The sequence below is a fragment of the Streptomyces subrutilus genome (genome assembly GCF_001746425.1).
GTDB classification, from domain to species: domain Bacteria; phylum Actinomycetota; class Actinomycetes; order Streptomycetales; family Streptomycetaceae; genus Streptomyces; species Streptomyces subrutilus_A.
In genome coordinates this window covers 2,770,751-2,791,054 of record NZ_MEHK01000001.1, presented here as the reverse complement: position 1 = coordinate 2,791,054, position 20,304 = coordinate 2,770,751, and the positions used below count along the sequence as shown (strand labels likewise).

Annotated in this window: 20 protein-coding genes and 1 tRNA gene; 14 read left to right on the top strand and 7 right to left on the bottom strand. The window is 73.9% G+C overall.

What is annotated here, in order from left to right; all coding sequences use genetic code 11:
• Positions 1-10 precede the first annotated feature (10 nt).
• Entirely contained in the window at positions 11-1,510 is a 1,500-nt protein-coding gene (locus tag BGK67_RS13575; RefSeq protein ID WP_069920336.1) for a CoA-acylating methylmalonate-semialdehyde dehydrogenase, read from the top strand.
• 85 nt (positions 1,511-1,595) lie between these two features.
• Here BGK67_RS13575 and BGK67_RS13570 read toward each other — a convergent pair whose 3' ends face one another.
• The 4 genes from BGK67_RS13570 to BGK67_RS13555 all read right to left on the bottom strand — a co-directional run bounded on the left by BGK67_RS13570 (position 1,596) and on the right by BGK67_RS13555 (position 5,940).
• Complete coding sequence (locus tag BGK67_RS13570) at positions 1,596-2,642, bottom strand: WxL protein peptidoglycan domain-containing protein (RefSeq protein WP_069920335.1); 1,047 nt, start codon at positions 2,640-2,642, stop codon at positions 1,596-1,598.
• Positions 2,643-2,726: 84 nt separating this feature from the next.
• Positions 2,727-4,022, bottom strand: a complete 1,296-nt coding sequence (locus BGK67_RS13565; protein WP_069920334.1) for a hypothetical protein — start codon at positions 4,020-4,022, stop codon at positions 2,727-2,729.
• Between the two features lie 198 nt (positions 4,023-4,220).
• The gene (locus tag BGK67_RS13560) at positions 4,221-5,411 is read right to left on the bottom strand and encodes a S8 family peptidase (protein WP_079154164.1); all 1,191 of its coding nucleotides are present in this window, start codon (positions 5,409-5,411) and stop codon (positions 4,221-4,223) included.
• Positions 5,412-5,526: 115 nt separating this feature from the next.
• Positions 5,527-5,940 carry a GNAT family N-acetyltransferase gene (locus BGK67_RS13555; protein WP_069920332.1) on the bottom strand — a complete coding sequence of 138 codons (414 nt, stop codon included), beginning with the start codon at positions 5,938-5,940 and terminating at the stop codon, positions 5,527-5,529.
• Between the two features lie 51 nt (positions 5,941-5,991).
• Here BGK67_RS13555 and BGK67_RS13550 point away from each other — a divergent pair, with 51 nt between their 5' ends.
• Complete coding sequence (locus BGK67_RS13550; protein WP_069920331.1) at positions 5,992-6,282, top strand: hypothetical protein; 291 nt, start codon at positions 5,992-5,994, stop codon at positions 6,280-6,282.
• Here BGK67_RS13550 and BGK67_RS13545 read toward each other — a convergent pair.
• Positions 6,252-6,950 (bottom strand): 4'-phosphopantetheinyl transferase family protein, encoded by a 699-nt coding sequence (locus tag BGK67_RS13545; protein WP_069920330.1) that lies wholly within the window; start codon positions 6,948-6,950, stop codon positions 6,252-6,254. The two genes, BGK67_RS13550 and BGK67_RS13545, sit on opposite strands and share 31 nt — an antisense overlap.
• Positions 6,951-7,048: 98 nt before the next feature.
• Between BGK67_RS13545 and BGK67_RS13540 the strand changes: the two genes are divergently transcribed.
• The 4 genes from BGK67_RS13540 to BGK67_RS13525 all read left to right on the top strand — a co-directional run bounded on the left by BGK67_RS13540 (position 7,049) and on the right by BGK67_RS13525 (position 9,365).
• Positions 7,049-7,831, top strand: a complete 783-nt coding sequence (locus tag BGK67_RS13540; RefSeq protein ID WP_069920329.1) for an alpha/beta fold hydrolase — start codon at positions 7,049-7,051, stop codon at positions 7,829-7,831.
• A gap of 67 nt (positions 7,832-7,898) precedes the next feature.
• Positions 7,899-8,372, top strand: a complete 474-nt coding sequence (locus BGK67_RS13535; RefSeq protein ID WP_069920328.1) for a phospholipase — start codon at positions 7,899-7,901, stop codon at positions 8,370-8,372.
• Between the two features lie 108 nt (positions 8,373-8,480).
• Entirely contained in the window at positions 8,481-8,870 is a 390-nt protein-coding gene (locus BGK67_RS13530) for an SHOCT domain-containing protein (RefSeq protein WP_069920327.1), read from the top strand.
• Positions 8,871-8,903: 33 nt separating this feature from the next.
• Positions 8,904-9,365, top strand: a complete 462-nt coding sequence (locus BGK67_RS13525) for a DUF7144 family membrane protein (RefSeq protein WP_069920326.1) — start codon at positions 8,904-8,906, stop codon at positions 9,363-9,365.
• 108 nt (positions 9,366-9,473) lie between these two features.
• Here BGK67_RS13525 and BGK67_RS13520 read toward each other — a convergent pair.
• Positions 9,474-9,546: transfer RNA gene (locus tag BGK67_RS13520), tRNA-Arg, on the bottom strand.
• 333 nt (positions 9,547-9,879) lie between these two features.
• Between BGK67_RS13520 and BGK67_RS13515 the strand changes: the two genes are divergently transcribed.
• From BGK67_RS13515 to BGK67_RS13480, 8 genes are all read left to right on the top strand, one after another.
• Positions 9,880-11,490 (top strand): dynamin family protein, encoded by a 1,611-nt coding sequence (locus BGK67_RS13515; protein WP_069920325.1) that lies wholly within the window; start codon positions 9,880-9,882, stop codon positions 11,488-11,490.
• Between the two features lie 4 nt (positions 11,491-11,494).
• Positions 11,495-13,354 carry a GTPase gene (locus tag BGK67_RS13510; RefSeq protein ID WP_079154163.1) on the top strand — a complete coding sequence of 620 codons (1,860 nt, stop codon included), beginning with the start codon at positions 11,495-11,497 and terminating at the stop codon, positions 13,352-13,354.
• Between the two features lie 99 nt (positions 13,355-13,453).
• Positions 13,454-13,861 (top strand): single-stranded DNA-binding protein, encoded by a 408-nt coding sequence (locus BGK67_RS13505; RefSeq protein WP_069920324.1) that lies wholly within the window; start codon positions 13,454-13,456, stop codon positions 13,859-13,861.
• Between the two features lie 269 nt (positions 13,862-14,130).
• Positions 14,131-15,291 carry a thioester domain-containing protein gene (locus BGK67_RS13500; RefSeq protein WP_244291204.1) on the top strand — a complete coding sequence of 387 codons (1,161 nt, stop codon included), beginning with the start codon at positions 14,131-14,133 and terminating at the stop codon, positions 15,289-15,291.
• 46 nt (positions 15,292-15,337) lie between these two features.
• The gene (locus tag BGK67_RS13495) at positions 15,338-16,831 is read left to right on the top strand and encodes a bifunctional phosphatase PAP2/diacylglycerol kinase family protein (RefSeq protein WP_069920322.1); all 1,494 of its coding nucleotides are present in this window, start codon (positions 15,338-15,340) and stop codon (positions 16,829-16,831) included.
• Between the two features lie 150 nt (positions 16,832-16,981).
• The gene (ettA, locus tag BGK67_RS13490) at positions 16,982-18,646 is read left to right on the top strand and encodes an energy-dependent translational throttle protein EttA (RefSeq protein WP_079154161.1); all 1,665 of its coding nucleotides are present in this window, start codon (positions 16,982-16,984) and stop codon (positions 18,644-18,646) included.
• A 10-nt stretch (positions 18,647-18,656) separates the two neighbouring features.
• Positions 18,657-19,124 carry an acyl-CoA thioesterase gene (locus BGK67_RS13485; protein WP_069920321.1) on the top strand — a complete coding sequence of 156 codons (468 nt, stop codon included), beginning with the start codon at positions 18,657-18,659 and terminating at the stop codon, positions 19,122-19,124.
• Positions 19,121-19,834: a DUF8010 domain-containing protein gene (locus tag BGK67_RS13480; protein WP_069920320.1), complete on the top strand. Its 714-nt coding sequence runs from the start codon at positions 19,121-19,123 to the stop codon at positions 19,832-19,834. The genes BGK67_RS13485 and BGK67_RS13480 overlap by 4 nt, the downstream gene beginning before the upstream one ends.
• Positions 19,835-19,847: 13 nt before the next feature.
• On the opposite strand, the gene BGK67_RS13475 is transcribed toward BGK67_RS13480, so the two are convergent.
• Positions 19,848-20,252, bottom strand: coding sequence for a globin (locus BGK67_RS13475; RefSeq protein ID WP_069920319.1), 405 nt, complete (start codon positions 20,250-20,252; stop codon positions 19,848-19,850).
• Positions 20,253-20,304: the final 52 nt, after the last annotated feature.

Here is a 20,304-nt window from a genome sequence, read left to right as displayed (position 1 = left end):
AGCAAGGCACATGAAGACCGTCAACCACTGGATCGGTGGCAAGACCGTCGAGGGCGCGTCGGGCAACTACGGCCCGGTCACCGACCCGGCCACCGGCGAGGTCACCACGCAGGTCGCGCTCGCCTCCGCCGCGGAGGTGGACGCGGCCGTACAGGTCGCGAAGGAGGCCTTCCAGACCTGGGGCCAGTCCTCGCTCGCCGCCCGTACCAAGGTGCTGTTCGCCTACCGCGCCCTGCTGGACGCCCACCGCGACGCCATCGCCGAGCTGATCACCGCCGAGCACGGCAAGGTGCACTCGGACGCGCTGGGCGAGGTCGCCCGCGGCCTGGAGATCGTCGAGCTGGCCTGCGGGATCACCACGCAGCTCAAGGGCGAGCTGTCGACCTCGGTCTCCAACCGCGTCGACGTCTCCGCCATCCGCCAGCCGCTGGGCGTGGTCGCGGGCATCACCCCGTTCAACTTCCCGGCGATGGTCCCGATGTGGATGTTCCCGCTGGCCGTGGCCTGCGGAAACACCTTCATCCTCAAGCCCAGCGAGAAGGACCCCTCCGCCTCCGTCAAGCTCGCCGAGCTGATGACCGAGGCCGGTCTGCCCGCGGGCGTGCTCAACGTGGTCCACGGAGACAAGGTCGCGGTGGACGCCCTGCTGGCCCACCCGGACATCGCGGCCGTCTCCTTCGTGGGCTCGACCCCGATCGCCCGCCACATCCACACCACCGCCTCCGCCAACGGCAAGCGCGTCCAGGCGCTGGGCGGCGCGAAGAACCACATGCTGGTGCTCCCCGACGCCGACCTGGACGCGGCCGCCGACGCGGCCGTCTCGGCCGCCTACGGCTCGGCAGGCGAGCGCTGCATGGCGATCTCCGCCGTCGTGGCCGTCGGCTCCATCGCCGACACCCTCGTCGAGAAGATCCGCGAGCGCGCCGAGAAGATCAAGATCGGCCCCGGCAACGACCCCGACTCCGAGATGGGCCCGCTGATCACGGCCGCCCACCGCGACAAGGTCGCCTCGTACGTCCAGGGCGCGGCCGCCCAGGGCGCCGACGTCATCCTGGACGGCACCGGCTACACGGTCGAGGGCAAGGAGAACGGCCACTGGATCGGCCTGTCCCTGCTCGACAACGTGAAGACCGACTCCGACGCCTACCGCGACGAGATCTTCGGCCCGGTGCTGTGCGTGCTGCGCGCGGAGACCTACGAGGAGGGCGTGGCCCTCATCAACGCCTCGCCGTTCGGCAACGGCACCGCGATCTTCACCCGCGACGGCGGCGCGGCCCGCCGCTTCCAGCTGGAGGTCCAGGCGGGCATGGTCGGCGTCAACGTCCCGATCCCGGTGCCGGTGGGCTACCACTCCTTCGGCGGCTGGAAGGACTCGCTCTTCGGCGACCACCACGTCTACGGCAACGACGGCATCCACTTCTACACCCGCGGCAAGGTCGTCACGACCCGCTGGCCCGACCCCTCGGACGCCCCGGCGGGCGTCGACCTGGGCTTCCCCCGCAACCACTGACGCCTGACCGCCACCCGGCGACACGGAACCCCCGGCCACCCCTCACCGGCCGGGGGTTCCGGGCGTCCTGGCGTCCCCGGGGCCGTCAGCGGGCGCGGGCCAGGTCCGGGGCGGGCTCCGGGCGGTCTGCGGACGCGGGCCGGCGGCGGCGCAGGACCCAGCAGGCGGCGCCGGCGCCCGTCAGGACCAAGGCCGCGCCCGCGGCGGGCCACGGGACGGCGACGAAGTCCGCCGTGGACCGCGGAGCGAGGTCGGGGTGGGCCGCGGCGCCCGCCGTGACGGTGAGCGTCACCCAGTCCAGCTGGGGGGCGTCCGGCCACGGTTCGGTCAGCTCGACGCGCCGGCCGGGCAGGAGCGTCAGCTTCAGCTCGGGGGCCGGGCGGCTGAGCACCTCCCGTCCGAACAGGCCCTCCGCCGACAGCGCCACCTTCGGCTCGACGACCACGTTGCCCCGGTTGACCAGGGCGTACGAAACCGTGGCGCGGGCGTCCTTGACCCAGGGCAGCAGCGGGGCCGAGCGGCTGACCCGTACGTCCTCCACGCTCAGGCCGGGCGTCACCGGTCCCGGCACCCGGAAGTACAGCCGGGCGCCCACCGAGCGCTTCACCCCGACCTGGACCTTGCCCTCCTGCCGCACGCCCTCCACGGCCGTGTTCAGGGCCACGATCCCGCCGACGTGGTCGCCGGGCGTCGCGTCCGCCGGGACCTTCACCGTGAACGGGACGTCCTTGCGGCCCTTGGCCGGCACGGTCACCGTGGTCGCCGTCTCGGGAGGCAGCGCGATCCACGCGCCGACGTCCACCGGCTCGGTCTCCACCGGCAGCAGGGCGAAGGCACCGCCCACCGGGGTGTTCATCGCGTCGGTGGCGAAGACCTGGAACGTCAGGTCCTGGTCGGAGGAGTTCACGATCGTCGCGCTGTCCTGGACGGTGCTCCCGGCCGCGCCCTGGTGGAAGAAGTACGCGCGGTCGGTCATCGCCGCACCGGCGGCGGGCGTGGGGAACACCCCCCACGTCCCGTTGTCCGCCGCCCTCGCGGCGGCGGCGGGGAGCAGGCCCGCGCCCAGCAGCAGCAGGCCGGCGAGCAGACCGTACGAAGAGGTGCGGAGGCGGAGGCGGATGCGGGTGCGCATGGGCGGGGTCTCCAGTCGGCGCGGAAAGGGGGAAGGTGGTGCGGCGCCGCAGCGCCGCACCACCCCGGGACCGGTCGGAGCGGGTCAGGCGATGGAGAAGGTGACCACCGACTGGTAGGTGTCGGCGAACATGAACGGCGGGAGCTGGATCATCCCCGCGCCGCCCACGGCGAACTCGCCACCGGTCAGCTCCTCCCCGCCCGCGGCCTGGGAGGCCACCTTCATCGGGGTCGCGGAGATCGCCCCGGGCGCCCCGGCGGTGCAGGTGCTCGGGCTGTCCGCGTTGGTGACGGTGCAGGTGGGCTGGATGCCGAGCTGCGCCTTCGCCATGGCGTGGCCGGTCGTCTCGTTCAGGAACGGCGTGCGGGTCGCCGTGACGTCCCAGCCGAGGCTGCCGCCGCGGAAGTCCTGGACGGACATCGCCGTGAACTGGCCGACGACCGACTGGGGCTTGCCGTTGATGGTGACCTTGCCGAAGCTGACGGCCGGGTTGCCGCTCTGCGGGCCGATGGCCAGCGGACCGGGCAGCACCTCGACGTCGACCGGGTTCTTCACCCCGGGCTGGTCCTCGAGGAAGACGAAGTCCTTGTACGGGGTGACCGCGCCGTCGATCCTGATCTGGTCGGCCTTCTTGGTGACCGTGACCTCGCAGGTGGCGGCGCCGCCCGCGGCCGCGGTGCCCTGGCCGGTGTCACCCGTCGGGGTTCCCGCCAGGAGCGCGGAGCAGGTGACCGCGCCGGGGGCGAAGTTGGCTCCGCTGACGGTGACCTTCTGGCCCGCCTTGCCGCTGTTGGGCGTCAGCTTGGTGGTGATCGGGTCTTTGGGCAGGGCCTCGACGGCGACCGACCCGACGGAGCCGCTGGGGCGCGGGTCCGGGGTGCAGGTCGTGGTGTAGACGGTGCCGCCGATGTCGGCGTCCGTGATCACCTGGTCGATGGTGATGTCGATGGTCCGGCCCTCGGTGCCGTCCGGGATCTTGATGGTGCCGTCGAACTTCGGCGGGTCGGCCTTCTGGCCCGCCGTCTGCCGGCTCGGCGTGGGCGGGCTGGTGACGGTCTGGGGATTGCCGTCGACGAGCAGCTTGGCCTTGGTGGTGTTGACCGTCTCGATGGTGAACATCGGGATGACCGGGGTCAGACCGGGGTCGATCGAGATCGGTACGGTGTCGCCCGCCTTGGCGCCGTCCGGGAGGGTGATGGTGTAGTCCTGGAGGCCCTCGGCGTCCGGCTGCGGTGCCGGGGCGTCGCACTTCACGTGGACCGGGGTGGTCTTCGTCGCGGCCTGCGCGGAGCCGGCCAGGCCGACCACACCGCCCGTCAGGGCCAGGGAAAGGGCTCCGGCCCCGGCCAGCACTCTTCGTCTGAGCGTTATCGAACTCACTGGGTCGCGACTCCTTCGTCATGACGAACCCTCCCCCCACCCGCTGTGTGGGGGAGGCCGAGCCGGTGCGGTGGCCGACATTGACGCGTCGTCGTGATGAGAAGTCAATGACTTGTTTTCGCCCGAAGCACACAGAAATTGATGTGCCATCAGAGCAAGTCTGATGGCACATCGGATACCGACTGGTCGGTGGGCGGCTCAGCGCGCGGTCGGGGTGTGGAGCAGGAGGTTGGGGGTGCCTGCGGGCAGTCCGGTGATCCGGTCGGGCACGGCGCCGTGCGTCAGCGCCGCGGCCACCTGCGCCGGGGTCCGGCCCGTGCCGTCGGCGCGGATCAGCGCCGCGACCCCGGCCACGTGCGGGGCGGCCATCGAGGTGCCGGAGGAGCGGGCCGTGGCCGTGGCGGAGCCCTTCCACGCCGAGACGACGGACACGCCGGGCGCCGAGATGTCCACGCAGCGGCCGTGGTTGGAGAACCGCGCGCGCCGGTCCGCGGCGTCGGTCGCGGCGACCGTGACGGCCTGCGGTACGGAGGCCGGGGATCCGGCGCAGGCGTCCCTGCCGTCGTTGCCGGCGGCGACGACGAAGGTGATCCCGGAGGCGACGGCCCGGGCGACAGCCCCCTCCAAGGCGTAGCTGCGGGTGCCGCCCATGCTCATGTTGGCGACGGCCGGGGTGGCGGGGGTCCGGGCGGCGTGCCTCACCATCCACTCGATACCGCCGACCATGGCCGAAAGCCGCCCGGAGCCCCGGCAGTCGGCCACCTTCACCGAGACGAGGGAGACCCCCTTCGCGACCCCGTACGTCTGCCCGCCCACGGTCGCCGCGACGTGCGTGCCGTGGCCGTTGCAGTCCCCGGAGCCCGTGAGGAACAGCCCGTTGTAGCCGGCGCGGGCGCGGCCGCCGAACTCCTGGTGGCGGGTGTTGATCCCGGTGTCGATGACGTAGACGGTGACGCCGTCCCCCCTGGTCGGGTACGTGTACGAGCCGTCGAGCGGCAGCGCGCGCTGGTCGATCCGGTCCAGCGGCCAGGGGGCCTGGGGCTGGGTGTCGGTGGTGTGGAACTCCGCGTCCGGCTCCACCGAGGCGACCCGGGGGTCGGCGGCCAGGGCGGCGGCGCGGGCGGCGGTGGTGCGGACGGCGAACCCGTCCAGGACGGTGTCGTAGACGGCCGAGACCTCGTCGCCGGCGCCGGCCGCCTCGGCGGCCAACGCCAGGGCGCGGGCGGGCACCCGGGGGGAGTTCTCCTTCGGAGCGCCCTTCAGGACGACGACGTACGGGGCGGTTTCGGCGCCGGCGGTGGCGTCGGAGTGCGGCGGCGGCAGGGCGGTGGCCGTGCCGGCCGTCGCGAGGAGGGCGGCGGCCGGGAGGAGGGCGGCGAATGCGGTCATGTGGCCGATGCTCGGCGACGGGCGGCGGGGGCGCGCGGAGGGTGCGCCGACTGGGCGCACGACACGCCGCCGCGGGGGCGACCGGCGCGGCGGGCGCGGCGGCGCTCGGCGGCGGTTACGGGTTGAAGGGCCAGCCGCGCATCGTGAAGACGCCCTCGTCGCGCGCCCCGGCGGCGGTGTAGGTGGCGAGGGCCGCCTCGTTGTCCGTGTCGACCCCCACCCACATGCCGTAGCAGCCGCGGGCCTGGGCCTCCTCGGCCAGTGCGAGGGTCAGGGCGCGGCCGATCCCCCGGCGCCGGTAGCCCTCGTCCACGGAGAGCTCGTACAGGCACATCTCGGTGCCCTTGTCGGGGTGGGCCATCTCGACGCCGGAGACCATTCCGGCGGGCACGCCGTCCACGTAGGCGATGAGCATCAGATGCCCCGGGGCGGCCAGGAACCGCTCGGACCAGTCCTGGCGGGCGGGTCCGTCGAAGAGCGCCTCGGCGGCGGTGAGCTCGGCGGCGGTGCGGGCCCGGCGGATGTCCATGCCGGTCACGATAATGCGGGGAGGAGAGGCGGGGAGCAGGATTTCGGCGCGGTGCGGCGGCGGAGGCCCGAGGCGGTGCGCCGCTGCCCGGCCCTCGCCCACGAGGCGGTGGCGGCGGGCGGACCGGCCGCGGGGCGGTGCCTCATGGACGCGGCGGGCACGGTGCTGTACGAGGGCCGCGACGAGGCGTACGAGCAGGGGCCCGGCAGGGGCCCCCTGCGCGGGACGCCGCCGGCCCACGCCGAGACGGACGCGGCCGCGCAGCGCGACGGGCCCAGCCGACCCCCGGGCGGCCGGGGGCGGCGGGGCGGTCAGGACCGTACGGCCAGGGCCGCCGCGTAGTCCGCCGGGGCCGCAAGGTCCCGCAGGGTCCAGCCCGGGACGGGGGCCGGGGCCGGGGCGGAGCCGACGTACGGGTCGGTCAGGCCCAGGGCGAGCCCCGTGCCCTCGGCCTTGAGGCAGGCCTCCTTGCGGCACCAGACGCGGGCCAGCCCGGCCGGCCGGTCGGCCTCGGGCAGGGCGCTCAGCTCGGCGATCTCGGCCGGGTGCAGCAGCGGCAGCACGTCGGCCAGCGCCTCCGGGCTCGGCGTCTCCTCCACGTCGACGCCGACCGGCACACCGGCGAAGGCCAGGTAGGCCACGTCACCGCTGTGCGAGAGGGAGAAGTGGATCGGGCCGCCCGCCACGGCGGGACGGCCGTGCGGGCCGCCGCAGCACGGGCAGGTCTCCCGGACCAGGGCGACCTCCTGCGGGGCCAGCCCCAGGTACGAGCCGAGCAGCACGCGCAGGCCCAGGTGCGAGGCGAGGTAGCGGTGCCGGTCGGCGGGGCGCAGGAGCCGTGCGGCGCGCTCCCGTTCGTCCGCGTCCAGTACCGCCCCGGCCTCGGCGACCGGGCGCCCGGCGACCGTCTCCCGCCGGGTGTCCAGGGACCACACGGCCACGGCCGCGCCCTCGGGGGGCGGGCCGGTCCGCGGGGTGCCGTCGGCGAGCTCGTTCACGTGGTCGATCACCCGTCCGAGGGTAGACGAGCCGGATGCCGCCGACCGGCGCTGGCTATCCTCGTCCCCACCATGCCGGGGAAGTGACGCGGGAGTAGGGGGGTTGGATCGTGCGGAGCGCTGCCGTCACGGCGGAGGGCGACCGGATCCGCTGGGTGGAACTGCCGGGGGAGGAGCCGGTCCGCGTGTATGTGCACGGCCTCGGGGCCAGTTCGCCCGGCTACTTCGCGGCGAGCGCCGTCCATCCGCTGCTCGCCGGCCGCCGTTCGCTGCTGGTGGACCTGCTGGGCCACGGGTACAGCGACCGGCCCGAGGAGTTCTCCTACACCCTCGAGGCGCACGCCGACGCGCTGGCCGCGGCCCTCACCGAGGCCGGGGTGCGGGGCGCCGAGTTCATCGCGCACAGCATGGGCGGGTCCGTCGCCGTCGTGCTCGCCGGCCGGCACCCGTACCTGGTGTCCCGACTGGTGCTCGTCGACGCCAACCTGGATCCGCTCACGCCCGCCCCCGGTGCGGCCGGCAGCAGCGGGATCGCCGCCTACGGCGAGGAGGAGTTCCTGGCGGGCGGCTGGGCGCGGGTGCGCGACCGGGCCGGCGCGCACTGGTGGGCGACCATGCGGCTGGCCGGCCGGACCGCCCTGTACCGCAGTGCCGTGCACCTGGCCGCGGGGACGGCACCGACCGTGCGCGAGCAGCTGCTGGCACTGAAGGTTCCGAGCAGCTTCCTGCTGCCCGCGGCGGACGGCCCGCTCGCGGGCGCCGAAGCCCTGGAAGCGGCGGGGGTCCGCGTGGTGTCCGTACCCGACTGCGGGCACAACATCATGCTGGACAACCCGGAGGGCTTCGCCCGGGCCGCCGCGACGGCCCTGACCGGGTGGCGCGGCCGGCAGTAACCATCCGGCGCCCGGGGGAGTTGGCCGGGGGCGACCTGCCCCGCCACCTCCCGTCCCGAGGAATGCCATGCGCCGCCGTGCCGTCCGCCGTACCGTCCCCGCTCTCGCCCCGGCGGCCGCGGCCGCGGTGCTCGCCCTCGCGTCGGCCGCCTCGGCCGCCCCCGGGGTCCCCGCCGACAAGCCGCAGGTGCTGAGCCGTTGGACGCAGGCCGACTCCGCCAGCTACGGGGCGTGGGCCGCAGCGCGCGGGAACCAGGCCGCCTGGGCCGCGTACGGCTTCGACTGGTCGACGGACCACTGCACCGGCTCCCCGGACAACCCCTTCGGCTTCCCCTTCCGATGGGCCTGCGCACGCCACGACTTCGGCTACCGCAACCATCGGGCGGCGGGTCTGTACCCGGCCGCCAAGTCCCGCCTCGACGAGGCCTTCCACGCGGACATGAAGAGGGTCTGCGCCCTGTACGCGGGCGCCCGCCGCGCCTCCTGCGACAGCACCGCGTGGTTGTACTACCAGGCCGTCAGGGTCGTGGAGATCTCCTAGCCGGGGCTCCCGGCCGCGCGCCCGGCAGGCGGCCGGGACGGCTCCGACGTGCGGACCCCGGGCACCCGGCGTAGTAATGAAGATCTACGCCGACGATCGGAGCCCGGCATGGACGATTACCCGCTGCTGAATCTGTTCTGGACGATGCTGTGGCTGTTCGTATGGGTGATGTGGTTCTTCCTGCTGTTCAAGGTGGTGACGGACATCTTCCGCGACCACAGCCTGAACGGCTGGGAGAGGGCGGCCTGGCTGGTCCTGGTCCTCCTGCTGCCCTACATCGGCGTGTTCATCTACCTCATCTTCCGCGGCCGCAGCATGGGCGAGCGCGAGGTGAAACAGGTGAAGGAACAGGAAGCGGCCTTCCAGCAGTACGTCCGCAAGGCGGCGGGCCCGTCCGCGAGTCCGGTCGACGAACTCCACAAGCTCTCGGCCCTGAAGGACAAGGGCGACATCAGCCAGGAGGAGTTCGACCGCGCGAAGCAGAAGCTCCTGGTCTGAGGCCGGCCGGCTCCCCAAACCATGGAGGTCGAAATGGCCAGTGACCACAGCAGGCCCCCCGGAAACGACCCGCACGCGCGCCCCTGGCACGCGCCCACGTCCGGCACCACCATCCTGGCCGCGGCGCTGATGCTCTTCGGCGGCGTGATGGCGATCTTCGAGGGCATCGCGGCCATCGCCAAGGACGACCTGTTCCTCGCGACGCGCCACTACGTCTTCGAGTTCAGCCTGGCGGGCTGGGGCTGGGTCCACCTCATCCTGGGCGTCATCCTGGTCTTCGCCGGCTGCGCCGTGATCAGCGGGGCCCTGTGGGCGCGCCTGTTCGGCGTCGCCGTCGCCGGCCTGGGCGCGATCGCCAACTTCCTGTGGATCCCGTACTACCCCTTGTGGGCCCTGGTGCTGGTCGCCGTCAACATCTTCATCGTCTGGGCCCTGTGCACGGGCATGCACCGAGAGGCCCACACGGACCACGCCCACACCGCGGGACCCCGCTGACCCGCTGTGCGCACGGCGGCTACGGCGGCGCTACCCCGGCCGCCCCAAGCTCCTGCGACCCGCACAAAAGCCCTCCCTGGGGGAGGGTTTGCGGCGGTGGAGAAAAAGTGCCCCCGGCAGGACTCGAACCTGCGGCCAAGTGCTTAGAAGGCACCTGCTCTATCCACTGAGCTACGGGGGCCGGAAGGTGACCCTGGCTGGGCCTGGAGCCCCCGGTGGGGGTGGGACTGCGGTCCGTGCCGGGTCAAGGATAGGGCTCCGATCACCTTGTCCCGGTTGCTTCACTCGCGTGCCACGATGTGGAGGTTCGGTGAAGCGGTCCCGATAATCGCAGGCAGGTGCGATTCGCGCACCGCTTTTGCGCCGCGGCGCCGTGGGTGTTGTGCACTCGTTATGCCTGCGCCCCACTCGTCCGCCGTGTCCAGGATGTCCCGGTGGAGTCGCGCTCGGCGCGCAGAGGACGTATAAGCTTCAAAAATGGTCCCAAATTGGGCATTCTTCGCATGTGGTGACCTTGGATGTTCGGCCTCAGCTGCTCGATGCCCTGTCCGCCCTGCGCGACCGGGTCGCGTCCGTGCGTCTGCCGCTGCCCCTGCCCGGCGCTCCGCGCGCCCGCCAGACCAGAGCCGAGCTGCTCGCGCAGCTCGACGACTACCTGGTACCCCGGCTGAAGGCGCCCGAGGCGCCGATGCTCGCCGTCGTCGGCGGGTCCACCGGAGCCGGTAAGTCCACCCTCGTCAACTCCCTCGTCGGACGACAGGTCAGCGAGGCCGGGGTGCTGCGCCCCACGACCCGCACACCGGTGCTTGTCTGCCATCCGGATGATCATCACTGGTTCGCCGGGATGCGGGTGCTGCCCGATCTGATGCGGGTCTGGGTCCCGCCCGGGGAGGAGGAGCCCGCCCCCGCGCCCCGCGGCCGCGACCGGAGCCCCGGGCACGGGCAGGCCACCCACGAGATGCGGATCGAGACCGTCTCCACCCTGCCCCGCGGACTCGCCCTCCTCGACGCCCCCGACATCGACTCCCTCGTGGTCGAGAACCGGACCCTGGCCGCCCAACTCATCTGCGCGGCCGACGTCTGGGTGATGGTCACCACCGCCTCCCGGTACGCCGACGCCGTCCCCTGGCACCTGCTGCGCACCGCCAAGCAGTACAAGGCCACCCTGGTCATCGTCCTGGACCGGGTCCCGCACCAGGTGCTCGCCGAGGTCTCCCGCCAGCACGGGGCCCTGCTCACCCGGGCCGGGCTGGGCGAGGTGCCGCGCTTCACCGTCCCCGAACTCCCCGAGTCCGCGGGCGGCGGCGGACTGCTTCCGGCCAGCGCCGTCGCGCCGCTCTACGCCTGGCTCGCCCACCACGCGCAGGACCCCGCCGCCCGCCAGTACGCCGTCGGGCGCACCGCGCTCGGCGCGCTGGACTCCCTCGGCCGCCGGATGCCCGAACTCGCCTCCGCCGTCGCCGCCCAGCACGCCGCCGCCGTACGGCTGACCTCGGCCGTGGAGGACGCGTTCAAGCGGGAGGGCCGGCGCGTGCGCAACCGCCTCGACCAGGGCGCCGTACTCGCCGGGGACGCCCTGACCCGCTGGCGCGGCTACCCCCTCGACACGAGCGCCGACGAACTGCTCGACTCGCTCGCCGAATCCCTCGCCGCGCTGCTCCAGTGCGCCGTCGCCGCCGCCGACGAGCGCATCGCCGACGCCTGGCGGCGCGAGCCGGCCGCCGGCGCGGTGCCCCTGCCCACCCCCGACCGGGAGGCGGGGGAGCGCATCGGCATGGCCGTACGGCGCTGGCGGCGCGTACTGGAGGAGCTCGCCGAGGAGGAGGTCGCCGCGCTCGACCGGCAGCCGGCGCCCGACCCGGACGCGGTCGCGGCCCTGCTCGTGGCCGCCCTCCTCGGCGGCAAGCGGGCCCGCCCCGCCGGCGAGAAGCTCGCCGAACGGATCGGGGCCCAGGCCGCGCTGCGGCTGCGCGACCGGGGCGGGGAGCTGGTCGGCGACCACCTCGACCAGGTGCTGCGCGCCGAACGCGACCGCCGGCTCGCCCCGCTGGAGGCCCTCGAGGTGACCCCGGAACCCCAGGCCGAACTGATCGCCGCGCTGTCCCTACTGCAGAAGGAGAGGTGACGCGGTGACTTCCCTCGCCGACCGCGCCGAGGACCGATGGGACGACGGGCTCATCGCGCGCTCGCGCCCCAAGGCCGCCGAGTCCACCGCGGATGACGGCCTCGACGGCCTCGACGGCGACGGCGGCGACGAGGGCGACGACGCGCTCGTACGGGCCGTCTCCGGCGCCGGCAGCGACGGCGGCAAGTCGGCCGCGCCCCCGCTCAGCCCCGAGGGGCAGGCCCTGCGCCTGCGCCTCGACGCCCTGCGCCAGCTGGTGGGGCTGTCCCGGACCCGGCTCGACGGCAAGACCCTCGCCGAGGCCGGCCGGGTCCTGGACGAGGCGGCCGCACGGCGCGGACTGTCGCCGCAGCACACGGTCGTCGCCATCGCCGGAGCCACCGGAAGCGGCAAGTCCACGCTGTTCAATTCACTCGCCGGGGTGCAGATTTCGGAAACGGGGCTGCGCCGCCCCACCACCGCCGCCCCCATCGCGTGCAGCTGGTCGGACGGCGCGGCCGGACTGCTGGACCGGCTGGAGATCCCCGGACGGCTGCGCCGCCGCCCCCGCGAGACCTCGGAGGCCGAGGCGCTGCGCGGGATGGTCCTCGTCGACCTGCCCGACCTCGACTCGGCGGTCGGCGCGCACCGCGACCACGTGGACCGCGTCCTGGCGCTCGTCGACGCGGTGGTGTGGGTGGTCGACCCGGAGAAGTACGCGGACGCCGTGCTCCACGAGCGGTACCTGCGCCCGCTGGCCGGACACGCGGAGGTGACCTTCGTCGTGCTCAACCAGGTGGACCGGCTGCCGGGGGACGCCGTCGACCTCGTCCTGGACGACCTGCGCCGGCTCCTCGACGAGGACGGCATCGCGCTCGGCGAGCACGGCGAACCCGGTGCCACCGTGCTGGGCCTGTCCGCGCTGACCGGCGAGGGCGTCGGGGAACTGCGGGAGCTGCTGGGACAGTTCACCCAGGAGAAGGGCGCCGCGACCCGCCGGATCTCCGCCGACGTCGACCGCGCGGCCGTGCGCCTGCGGCCGCTGTACGTGGCCGACGGGCACGCCGGGCCCGAGATCGGGGAGACGGCGCGCGCCGAGTTCGAGGACCGGCTGGCCGAGGCGGTCGGGGCCTACGCGGCAGGGCTCGCCGCCGAGCGGGCCTGGCGGCGCAACGCCGGAAAGGCCTGCGGGACGCCGTGGCTGCGGCTGTGGCGGTGGTACGAGAGCCGCCGCGCCCCGCGCACCCTGTCGGGGCTGGCCGCGCTCGCGGCGATCGGCGGCCGGGGCGCGTCGGTCGCCGAGCCACCGGTCGAGGCGGAGGTGACCGCGCGCCAGCGCGTGGAGCAGGCGGTACGGGCGGTCGCCGACGAGGCGGTCACCGGCCTGCCCGAACCCTGGGCCCAGGCGGTACGGGAGACGGCGGTGCGCGGCGCCGAACACCTCCCCGAGGCCCTGGACGAGCTGGCGGTGACCCTCGGGGCGGCGGTCGCGGTGCCGAGCGTCAAGCCGCCGCGGCCCACGTGGTGGCCGGCGGCGGTGCTGGCGCAGGCCGCGATGACCCTGCTGCAGGTCTACGGCGGGCTGTGGCTGCTGGGGCAGATCATCGGGATCCTCGAGCCGCAGCTGATGCCGCCCGTGCTGTTCATGGTGGCGGGCATCGTCGGCGGGCCGCTGGTGGAGTGGGCCTGCTCGATCGCGGCGCGCGGCCCGGCGCGCAGGTACGGGCAGGACGCGGAGCGCAGGCTGCGGCAGGCGGCCGCCGGGTGCGGGCGGGCCCGGGTGCTGGAGCCGGTGGCCGCGGAGCTGCTGCGCTACCGGGAGGTGCGCGAGCAGTACGCCGCCGTCGCCGCAGGGGGGACGAGGTTGTCCACAACCCGCCAGTAATCCACAGGCCGGAGCGGGGGTCGGCGGCCGGCTCCACCATGGTGCGTACCTCGTGCGGACGGTCCGTACGGGTACGTATCGCGGGGGAGGGCGGCCGGGATGAACGACACTCTGGTGACGCTGGTGGGACACGTGGCCACGCAGGTCGACTACAAGGAGACGCCGAACGGGCCGTCGGCGAGGTTCCGCTTCGCCGTGACGCCGCGGTACTTCGACCGGCGCAAAGAGGCCTGGACGGACGGGACCACCAGCTTCTACACCGTCTGGGCGCGGCGCACCCTGGCGGTGAACCTGGCGGGTTCCGTGGCGGTGGGCGAACCCCTGGTGGTGCACGGGCGGCTGCGGGTGCGGGAGGACCCGCCCGACGGGGAGGGGCACCGGTGGGTCTCGGCCGAGATCGACGCGACGGCCATCGGGCACGACCTGAACCGGGGCACGGCCGCGTTCCGCCGGGTCGTCAAGACCGAGACGCCGCTGATGACCACTCAGAAGGCGGCGGTGGTCTGAGTGTTCGAGGCGGTTAGGATTCCCCGGTACTCACGGGCACCTGGGTCTTTGGCCCGAAGGGGAAGACTGTGTCGATTGCCGTTCCCGCATCCTCCGCTCCCGATTCCACTCCTGCTGCTGTTCCCGTTCCTGTTCCCGGCTCCGGTCCCGGCGCTGTCCCCGGTTCCGCTTCTGCTCCTCGTCCTGTTCCTCCTCCTGTTCCCCACCCCGTTCCTCATGCCGTCCCGCCGGCCACCGCCGTACGGGGCGCCGCGCGGCGCCCCCTGGCCGTGGCCCTGCTGGCGGCGGCCGCCCTCAGCGCCGCGCCCGGAGCCCGGGCGGCGGCCGACTCCGGCCCGGCGGCGGCCCGGGCACCGGAGGGTGCGAGCGCCGTGCTCGACGGGCTGAAGACGTACGGGCAGGCCGTCCTCCACTCCGGGGACGGGTCCGTCCGGCACATCCCGGCCGGGCTCTACGAGATGCGGGTCGACGGCGGGGGGATGCTGCAGACGTACGGGGGGGGGGTGGAGGGCCACGCACAGCCCCAGTCCCGCTACACGGAGAGCGGCTGGGGCGGCAGCCCGCTCGCGGGGAAGCGGGAGGCGGGCCGCATCCGATGGGTCCTGGAGCACTCCTATCCGCAGCTGAACGATCTGGCCGGGCTCGCCGAGGCGGCCGGGGCCGGTGCGCTGACCGCGGAGAGCGCGGCGGCGGGCACCCAGGTGGCGATCTGGCGGCTGTCCGAGGGGGCCCGGGTCGAGGCCGCGGACCCGGCGGCGGAGAAACTGGCCGACTACCTCCAGCGGGAGGCCGGGCAGCTGCCCGAACCGCCGGCCTCGCTGGGGCTGGACCCGGGCGACGTGTACGGGGCCGTCGGCACCCGGCTCGGGCCGGTGACCGTGCGGACCGGGGCGCGGAGCGTGTCCGTCGTCCCCGACGCGGCGGCCGTCGCGATGGGCGTGCGGGTGGTGGACGCCGAGGGGCGGCCGCTGGCCGCCGCCGCCAACGGCACCCGGCTGTACTTCGAGGTGCCCGCGGGCACGCCCGACGGCACGGCCTCGGTCACCGTCCACGGCGCGACCAAGGTTCCGGTCGGGCGGGTCTTCACCAGCGGGGTGCCGGCGCAGGCGCAGATCGTGGCGGGCTCCAGCGAGTCCGCGGCGGCGGCCCGGGCCACGGCCCTCTGGCCGGAGCCCCCGGCGGTCCAACCCGCCACCGCCGAGGCCGGGCAGCAGCCGGGCATCCAGCCCGCCGACCAGAGCGGCCCGGCCGCCCAGACCGGCCGGAGCACCCCGGCCTCCCCGGCCTCCCCGGACGAGGAGCGGCTGGCCTCCAGCGGCAGCTCGGCGGCCACCCCGGTCATCGCCTCCCTGGCGGTGGGCCTGGTGGTCCTCGGCGGCCTGGTGGTCCTCCTGCTCCGCAAGCGCCCCCTGGACGAGGAGAACCACTAGCGGAATGGGTCGATTCTCCGGTCGGGGCCGGGGTAGGCGCAGGATCATGGCGGATCAGGAGTTGACCTGGCAGGGTGCGGTCGCGCGGTGGGACCGGCAGCTGTTCGACATGGTGGCCCGGCGGCACTGGCCGGGCGCCGACCGGGTGCTGCCCAGGCTCGGGCGGGCCGCGAACCACGGAGTGCTGTGGGGCGGGGCCGCCCTCACGCTCGCCGCCTTCGGGTCGGCCCGGACCCGCAAGGCCGCCGTCCGCGGGGCCGCCTCGCTGGCGCTGGCCTCCGCGACCATCAACACCGTCGGCAAGTGGTCCGTACGCCGCCCGCGGCCGCTGCTGGACGGCGTGCCCGCCGTGCGGCGGCTGGCGACGCAGCCGCAGACCACCTCCTTCCCGTCCGGGCACTCCGCCTCTGCCTTCGCCTTCACCGCCGGGCTCGCTCTGGAGTCCCCGGCCCTGGGAGCCGCCCTGGCCCCGGTGGCCGCGTCCGTGGCCTTCTCCCGCGTGTACACCGGCGTCCACTACCCCTCCGACGTGCTCGCGGGCGCGGCGCTCGGCGTGGTCGCGGGCCTGGTCGTGGACCGGATCGCCCGCGACGCCAAGGAGGCCAGGGTCGTGCCGGGCGCCGAGCGGGCCGCCGTCGGCGCGCCCGCGCTGCCCGACGGGGCCGGCCTCATCGTGGTGGTCAACACCACGTCGGGCACCGCCACCACCGCCGGCCTCGACGTGCTGCGCACCCGGCTCCCCGAGGCCGAGGTGATCGAGTGCACCGGCCCGGAGCTCTCCGCCGCCCTGGAGTCCGCGGCCTCCCGCGCCACCGTCCTCGGGGTCTGCGGAGGCGACGGCACCGTCAACGCGGCCGCCACCGCCGCCCTGCGCGCCGGGCTGCCGCTCGCCGTCTTCCCCGGCGGCAGCCTCAACCACTTCGCGATGGACCTCGGCCTCGCCGGAATCGACGACACCTGCCGCGCCGTGGCCGACGGCGACGCCGTCCACATCGGCGTGGGCCGCTTCACCCCCGGCCCGGACGACGGCCGGCCCGGCTACTTCCTGAACAACTTCAGCATCGGCGCCTACCCGGAGCTGCTGCGCCACCGCCTGCGCTGGGCCCCGCGCATCGGCAGCGGCCCCGCCGCCCTGCTGGCGGCCTGGCGGGTGCTGAACGCCCAGCGCCCCGTGCGGCTGCGCCCGGCCGGACGGCCCCGCAGCGTCTGGCTGCTCTTCGCGGGCAACGGCACCTACCACGGGACCGGCCCGACCCCCCGCCGCCGCGACAACCTGGGCGAGGGCCTGCTGGACCTACGGCTCGTCCACGGCGGCGGCCGCCCCGGCCCCCGCCTGCTCGCCGCCGCCCTCGCCGGCCCGCTGACCCGCTCCCCGGTCCACGCGGCCACCCGGCTGCGCAGCCTGCGGATCGACGACATCCCGCCGGGCACCCCGTTCGCCTACGACGGCGAGTACGCCAAGGCCCCCGCCGCCCTGGTCCTGGACTCGCTCCCCGACGCCCTGACCGTCTACCGCCCGCACCCCCTGACGACCCCCTGACGACCCCCTGACGACCCCCTGACGGCCCCCGCACGGGGGCCCCGGGACGGCCCCGGGCCGCAGGACGCGACTACCCATTCGCCCGCAGGTATGGACGGCTGGCAAGATGGGGTGTATCTGCCCACCCATCGATCTGCCGGACGGTTTCTCTTGGCTGAGTTCATCTACACCATGCGCAAGACGCGCAAGGCGCACGGCGACAAGGTGATTCTTGATGACGTCACCCTGAACTTCCTGCCCGGCGCGAAGATCGGTGTGGTCGGCCCGAACGGTGCCGGCAAGTCCACCGTTCTGAAGATCATGGCGGGCCTGGAGCAGCCGTCCAACGGCGACGCCTTCCTGTCGCCCGGCTTCACCGTCGGCATCCTCATGCAGGAGCCGAAGCTCGACGAGTCGAAGACCGTCCTGGAGAACGTCCAGGACGGCGCCGCCGAGACCATGAAGAAGCTCAAGCGCTTCAACGAGGTCGCCGAGCTGATGGGCGTCGAGTACACCGACGCCCTCATGGACGAGATGGGCAAGCTCCAGGACGACCTGGACCACTCCAACGCCTGGGACCTCGACGCCCAGCTGGAGCAGGCCATGGACGCCCTGGGCTGCCCGCCCGGCGACTGGCCCGTCACCAACCTCTCCGGTGGCGAGAAGCGCCGCGTGGCGCTGTGCAAGCTGCTGATCGAGGCCCCGGACCTGCTCCTCCTCGACGAGCCCACCAACCACCTCGACGCCGAGTCGGTGAACTGGCTGGAGCAGCACCTCTCGCAGTACAAGGGCGCCGTCGTGGCCGTGACCCACGACCGGTACTTCCTGAACAACGTCGCCGAGTGGATCCTCGAGCTCGACCGCGGCCGTGCCCACCCGTACGAGGGCAACTACTCCACCTACCTGGAGAAGAAGGCCACCCGCCTCAAGGTCGAGGGCCGCAAGGACGAGAAGCGCCAGAAGCGCCTCAAGGAAGAGCTGGAGTGGGTGCGGTCCAACGCCAAGGGGCGTCAGACCAAGTCCAAGGCCCGCCTGGCCCGCTACGAGGAGATGGCGGCCGAGGCGGACAAGATGCGCAAGCTCGACTTCGAGGAGATCCAGATCCCGCCGGGCCCCCGTCTGGGCTCGATCGTGGTCGAGGTCAACAACCTCTCGAAGGCGTTCGGCGACAAGGTCCTCATCGACGACCTGTCCTTCACGCTGCCGCGCAACGGCATCGTGGGCATCATCGGCCCCAACGGCGCCGGCAAGACCACGCTCTTCAAGATGATCCAGGGCCTGGAGACGCCGGACTCCGGCGCCATCAAGGTCGGCGAGACCGTCAAGATCTCCTACGTCGACCAGTCCCGCGCCAACATCGACCCCAAGAAGACCCTCTGGGCGGTCGTGTCGGACGAGCTGGACTACATCAACGTGGGCCAGGTCGAGATGCCCTCCCGCGCGTACGTCAGCGCCTTCGGCTTCAAGGGCCCGGACCAGCAGAAGCCGGCCGGCGTCCTGTCCGGCGGTGAGCGCAACCGCCTCAACCTGGCGCTGACGCTCAAGGAGGGCGGCAACCTGCTGCTCCTCGACGAGCCCACCAACGACCTCGATGTCGAGACCCTGTCCTCGCTCGAGAACGCGCTCCTCGAGTTCCCCGGCGCGGCCGTGGTCATCTCCCACGACCGCTGGTTCCTCGACCGGGTCGCCACGCACATCCTGGCGTACGAGGGCGACTCGAAGTGGTACTGGTTCGAGGGCAACTTCGAGTCGTACGAGAAGAACAAGATCGAGCGTCTGGGCCCGGACGCGGCCCGTCCGCACCGTGCCACCTACAAGAAGCTCACCCGAGGCTGAGGCCCGCACCATGGCAAGACACCACTACCGGTGCCCCCTGCGCTGGTCGGACATGGACTCCTTCGGCCACGTGAACAACGTGGTCTTCCTCCGCTACCTGGAGGAGGCGAGGATCGACTTCATGTTCCGGCTGGCGCCGGGGGAGGGCAGCGAGTCCTTCACGGGCGGGTCGGTCGTGGCCCGCCACGAGATCGACTACAAGCTGCCCCTCGTGCACCGGCACGAGCCGGTGCTCATCGAATCCTGGGTGACCCGGATCGGCGCCGCGTCCCTGACCATCGGCTACGAGGTCAAGGACGAGGCGACCGACGACGCGCCCGAGAAGGTCTACGTGCGCGCCTCGACGGTGGTCGTGCCCTACAACCTCGCCGAGGGGCGGCCCCGCCGCATCACGGCCGAGGAGAGGCACTTCCTCGAGAAGTACCTCGACGAGCCGGGCACGCCGTCGGCCCGCTCGGAAGGACGCCTCGCGGCATGAGCGAACGGCTGCACTTCGCCGACTCCGGGGAGGCGGCGGACCTCGCCGCCTTCCTGGGCCGGCTGGTGCACTACGACCGCGCCGCCGCCGTCCGGCTCCAGGCCGGCGGCGGCGCGCTCGCCGTCTTCGGAAGGCCGCCGTCCTTCGAGGTCCTGGCCGTGCGCACGGTGCGGCTCGCCGCGCCCCTCGCCACGCCGCTGGACCTGACCGTCTCGGCCGGCGAGCTCCTGGAATCGGTGGACGAGGCCGCGGCCGAGGCCGCCGTGCCCGGACCGGTCACCGGCCCGCCCTGGGCCGGGGTGCTCCCGCCCCGCGGCGGCTGGCGGCAGCTGCCCGGACTGCCCGGACTCCAGGAGATGCGGGCGGCCGTGGCGGGCGCCGTCGCCGAGTTCCGCGCCCGCGACGAGGCCCTGCCCGCGCAGCACCGGACCCGCTCCGAGCGCGACCGCATCGGCCGCGAGATCTGGTCCCGCACCCTGGGGGACACCGAGCTGCCGCTGCGCGCCGTGCACGCCGCCCAGTCCCTGGGCTTCCTGCGGCCCGTACGGTCCACCGTGCCCGCCGCCGCCCCGGCCCCCCAGGACCCCGCCCCGGTGGCCCTGCTCGCCGCCGGGAGCTGGCTGCGCCTGCGCACCCCGTACGGCTCCGTCGCCATGCGCCGCCCCGGCAACGCCGCCGGCCTGGGCGCCCTCCAGGTCCGGCCGGTCTGAACCCCGCGGTCCGCTAGCCCGCCGTGTTGATCATCGAGGCGGCGGCGTACGTCAGGTACTTCCACAGCTGGGCCTCGTGCTCCGGGGCCAGACCCAGCTCGTCCAGCGCCACCCGCATGTGGCGCAGCCAGGCGTCGTGCGCCGCCGCGTCCACCTGGAACGGGGCGTGCCGCATCCGCAGGCGCGGGTGCCCGCGGTGCTCGCTGTAGGTGGTCGGACCGCCCCAGTACTGCATCAGGAACAGCGCGAACCGCTCCTCGGCCGGACCGAGGTCCTCCTCCGGGTACATCGGGCGCAGCAGCGGATCCTCGGCGACCCCCTGGTAGAAGCGCCGGACGAGACGGCGGAAGGTCTCCTCGCCGCCCACCTGCTCGTAAAAGGTCTGCTCCTGAAGCGTGCCCCGCGGAATCTCATTCACCCGACCATCGTCTCAGACACCCGGACGGAGGACCCGGGTCCTAGGACCCTCC

Coding starts and splice junctions, on each gene's coding strand:
- BGK67_RS13575 (WP_069920336.1), top strand. CDS start 11: ATGAAGACCGTCAACCACTGGATCGGTGGCAAGACCGTCGAGGGCGCG.
- BGK67_RS13570 (WP_069920335.1), bottom strand. CDS start 2,642: ATGCGCACCCGCATCCGCCTCCGCCTCCGCACCTCTTCGTACGGTCTG.
- BGK67_RS13560 (WP_079154164.1), bottom strand. CDS start 5,411: ATGACCGCATTCGCCGCCCTCCTCCCGGCCGCCGCCCTCCTCGCGACG.
- BGK67_RS13555 (WP_069920332.1), bottom strand. CDS start 5,940: ATGGACATCCGCCGGGCCCGCACCGCCGCCGAGCTCACCGCCGCCGAG.
- BGK67_RS13535 (WP_069920328.1), top strand. CDS start 7,899: ATGCGCCGCCGTGCCGTCCGCCGTACCGTCCCCGCTCTCGCCCCGGCG.
- BGK67_RS13530 (WP_069920327.1), top strand. CDS start 8,481: ATGGACGATTACCCGCTGCTGAATCTGTTCTGGACGATGCTGTGGCTG.
- BGK67_RS13525 (WP_069920326.1), top strand. CDS start 8,904: ATGGCCAGTGACCACAGCAGGCCCCCCGGAAACGACCCGCACGCGCGC.
- BGK67_RS13505 (WP_069920324.1), top strand. CDS start 13,454: ATGAACGACACTCTGGTGACGCTGGTGGGACACGTGGCCACGCAGGTC.
- BGK67_RS13495 (WP_069920322.1), top strand. CDS start 15,338: ATGGCGGATCAGGAGTTGACCTGGCAGGGTGCGGTCGCGCGGTGGGAC.
- BGK67_RS13485 (WP_069920321.1), top strand. CDS start 18,657: ATGGCAAGACACCACTACCGGTGCCCCCTGCGCTGGTCGGACATGGAC.
- BGK67_RS13480 (WP_069920320.1), top strand. CDS start 19,121: ATGAGCGAACGGCTGCACTTCGCCGACTCCGGGGAGGCGGCGGACCTC.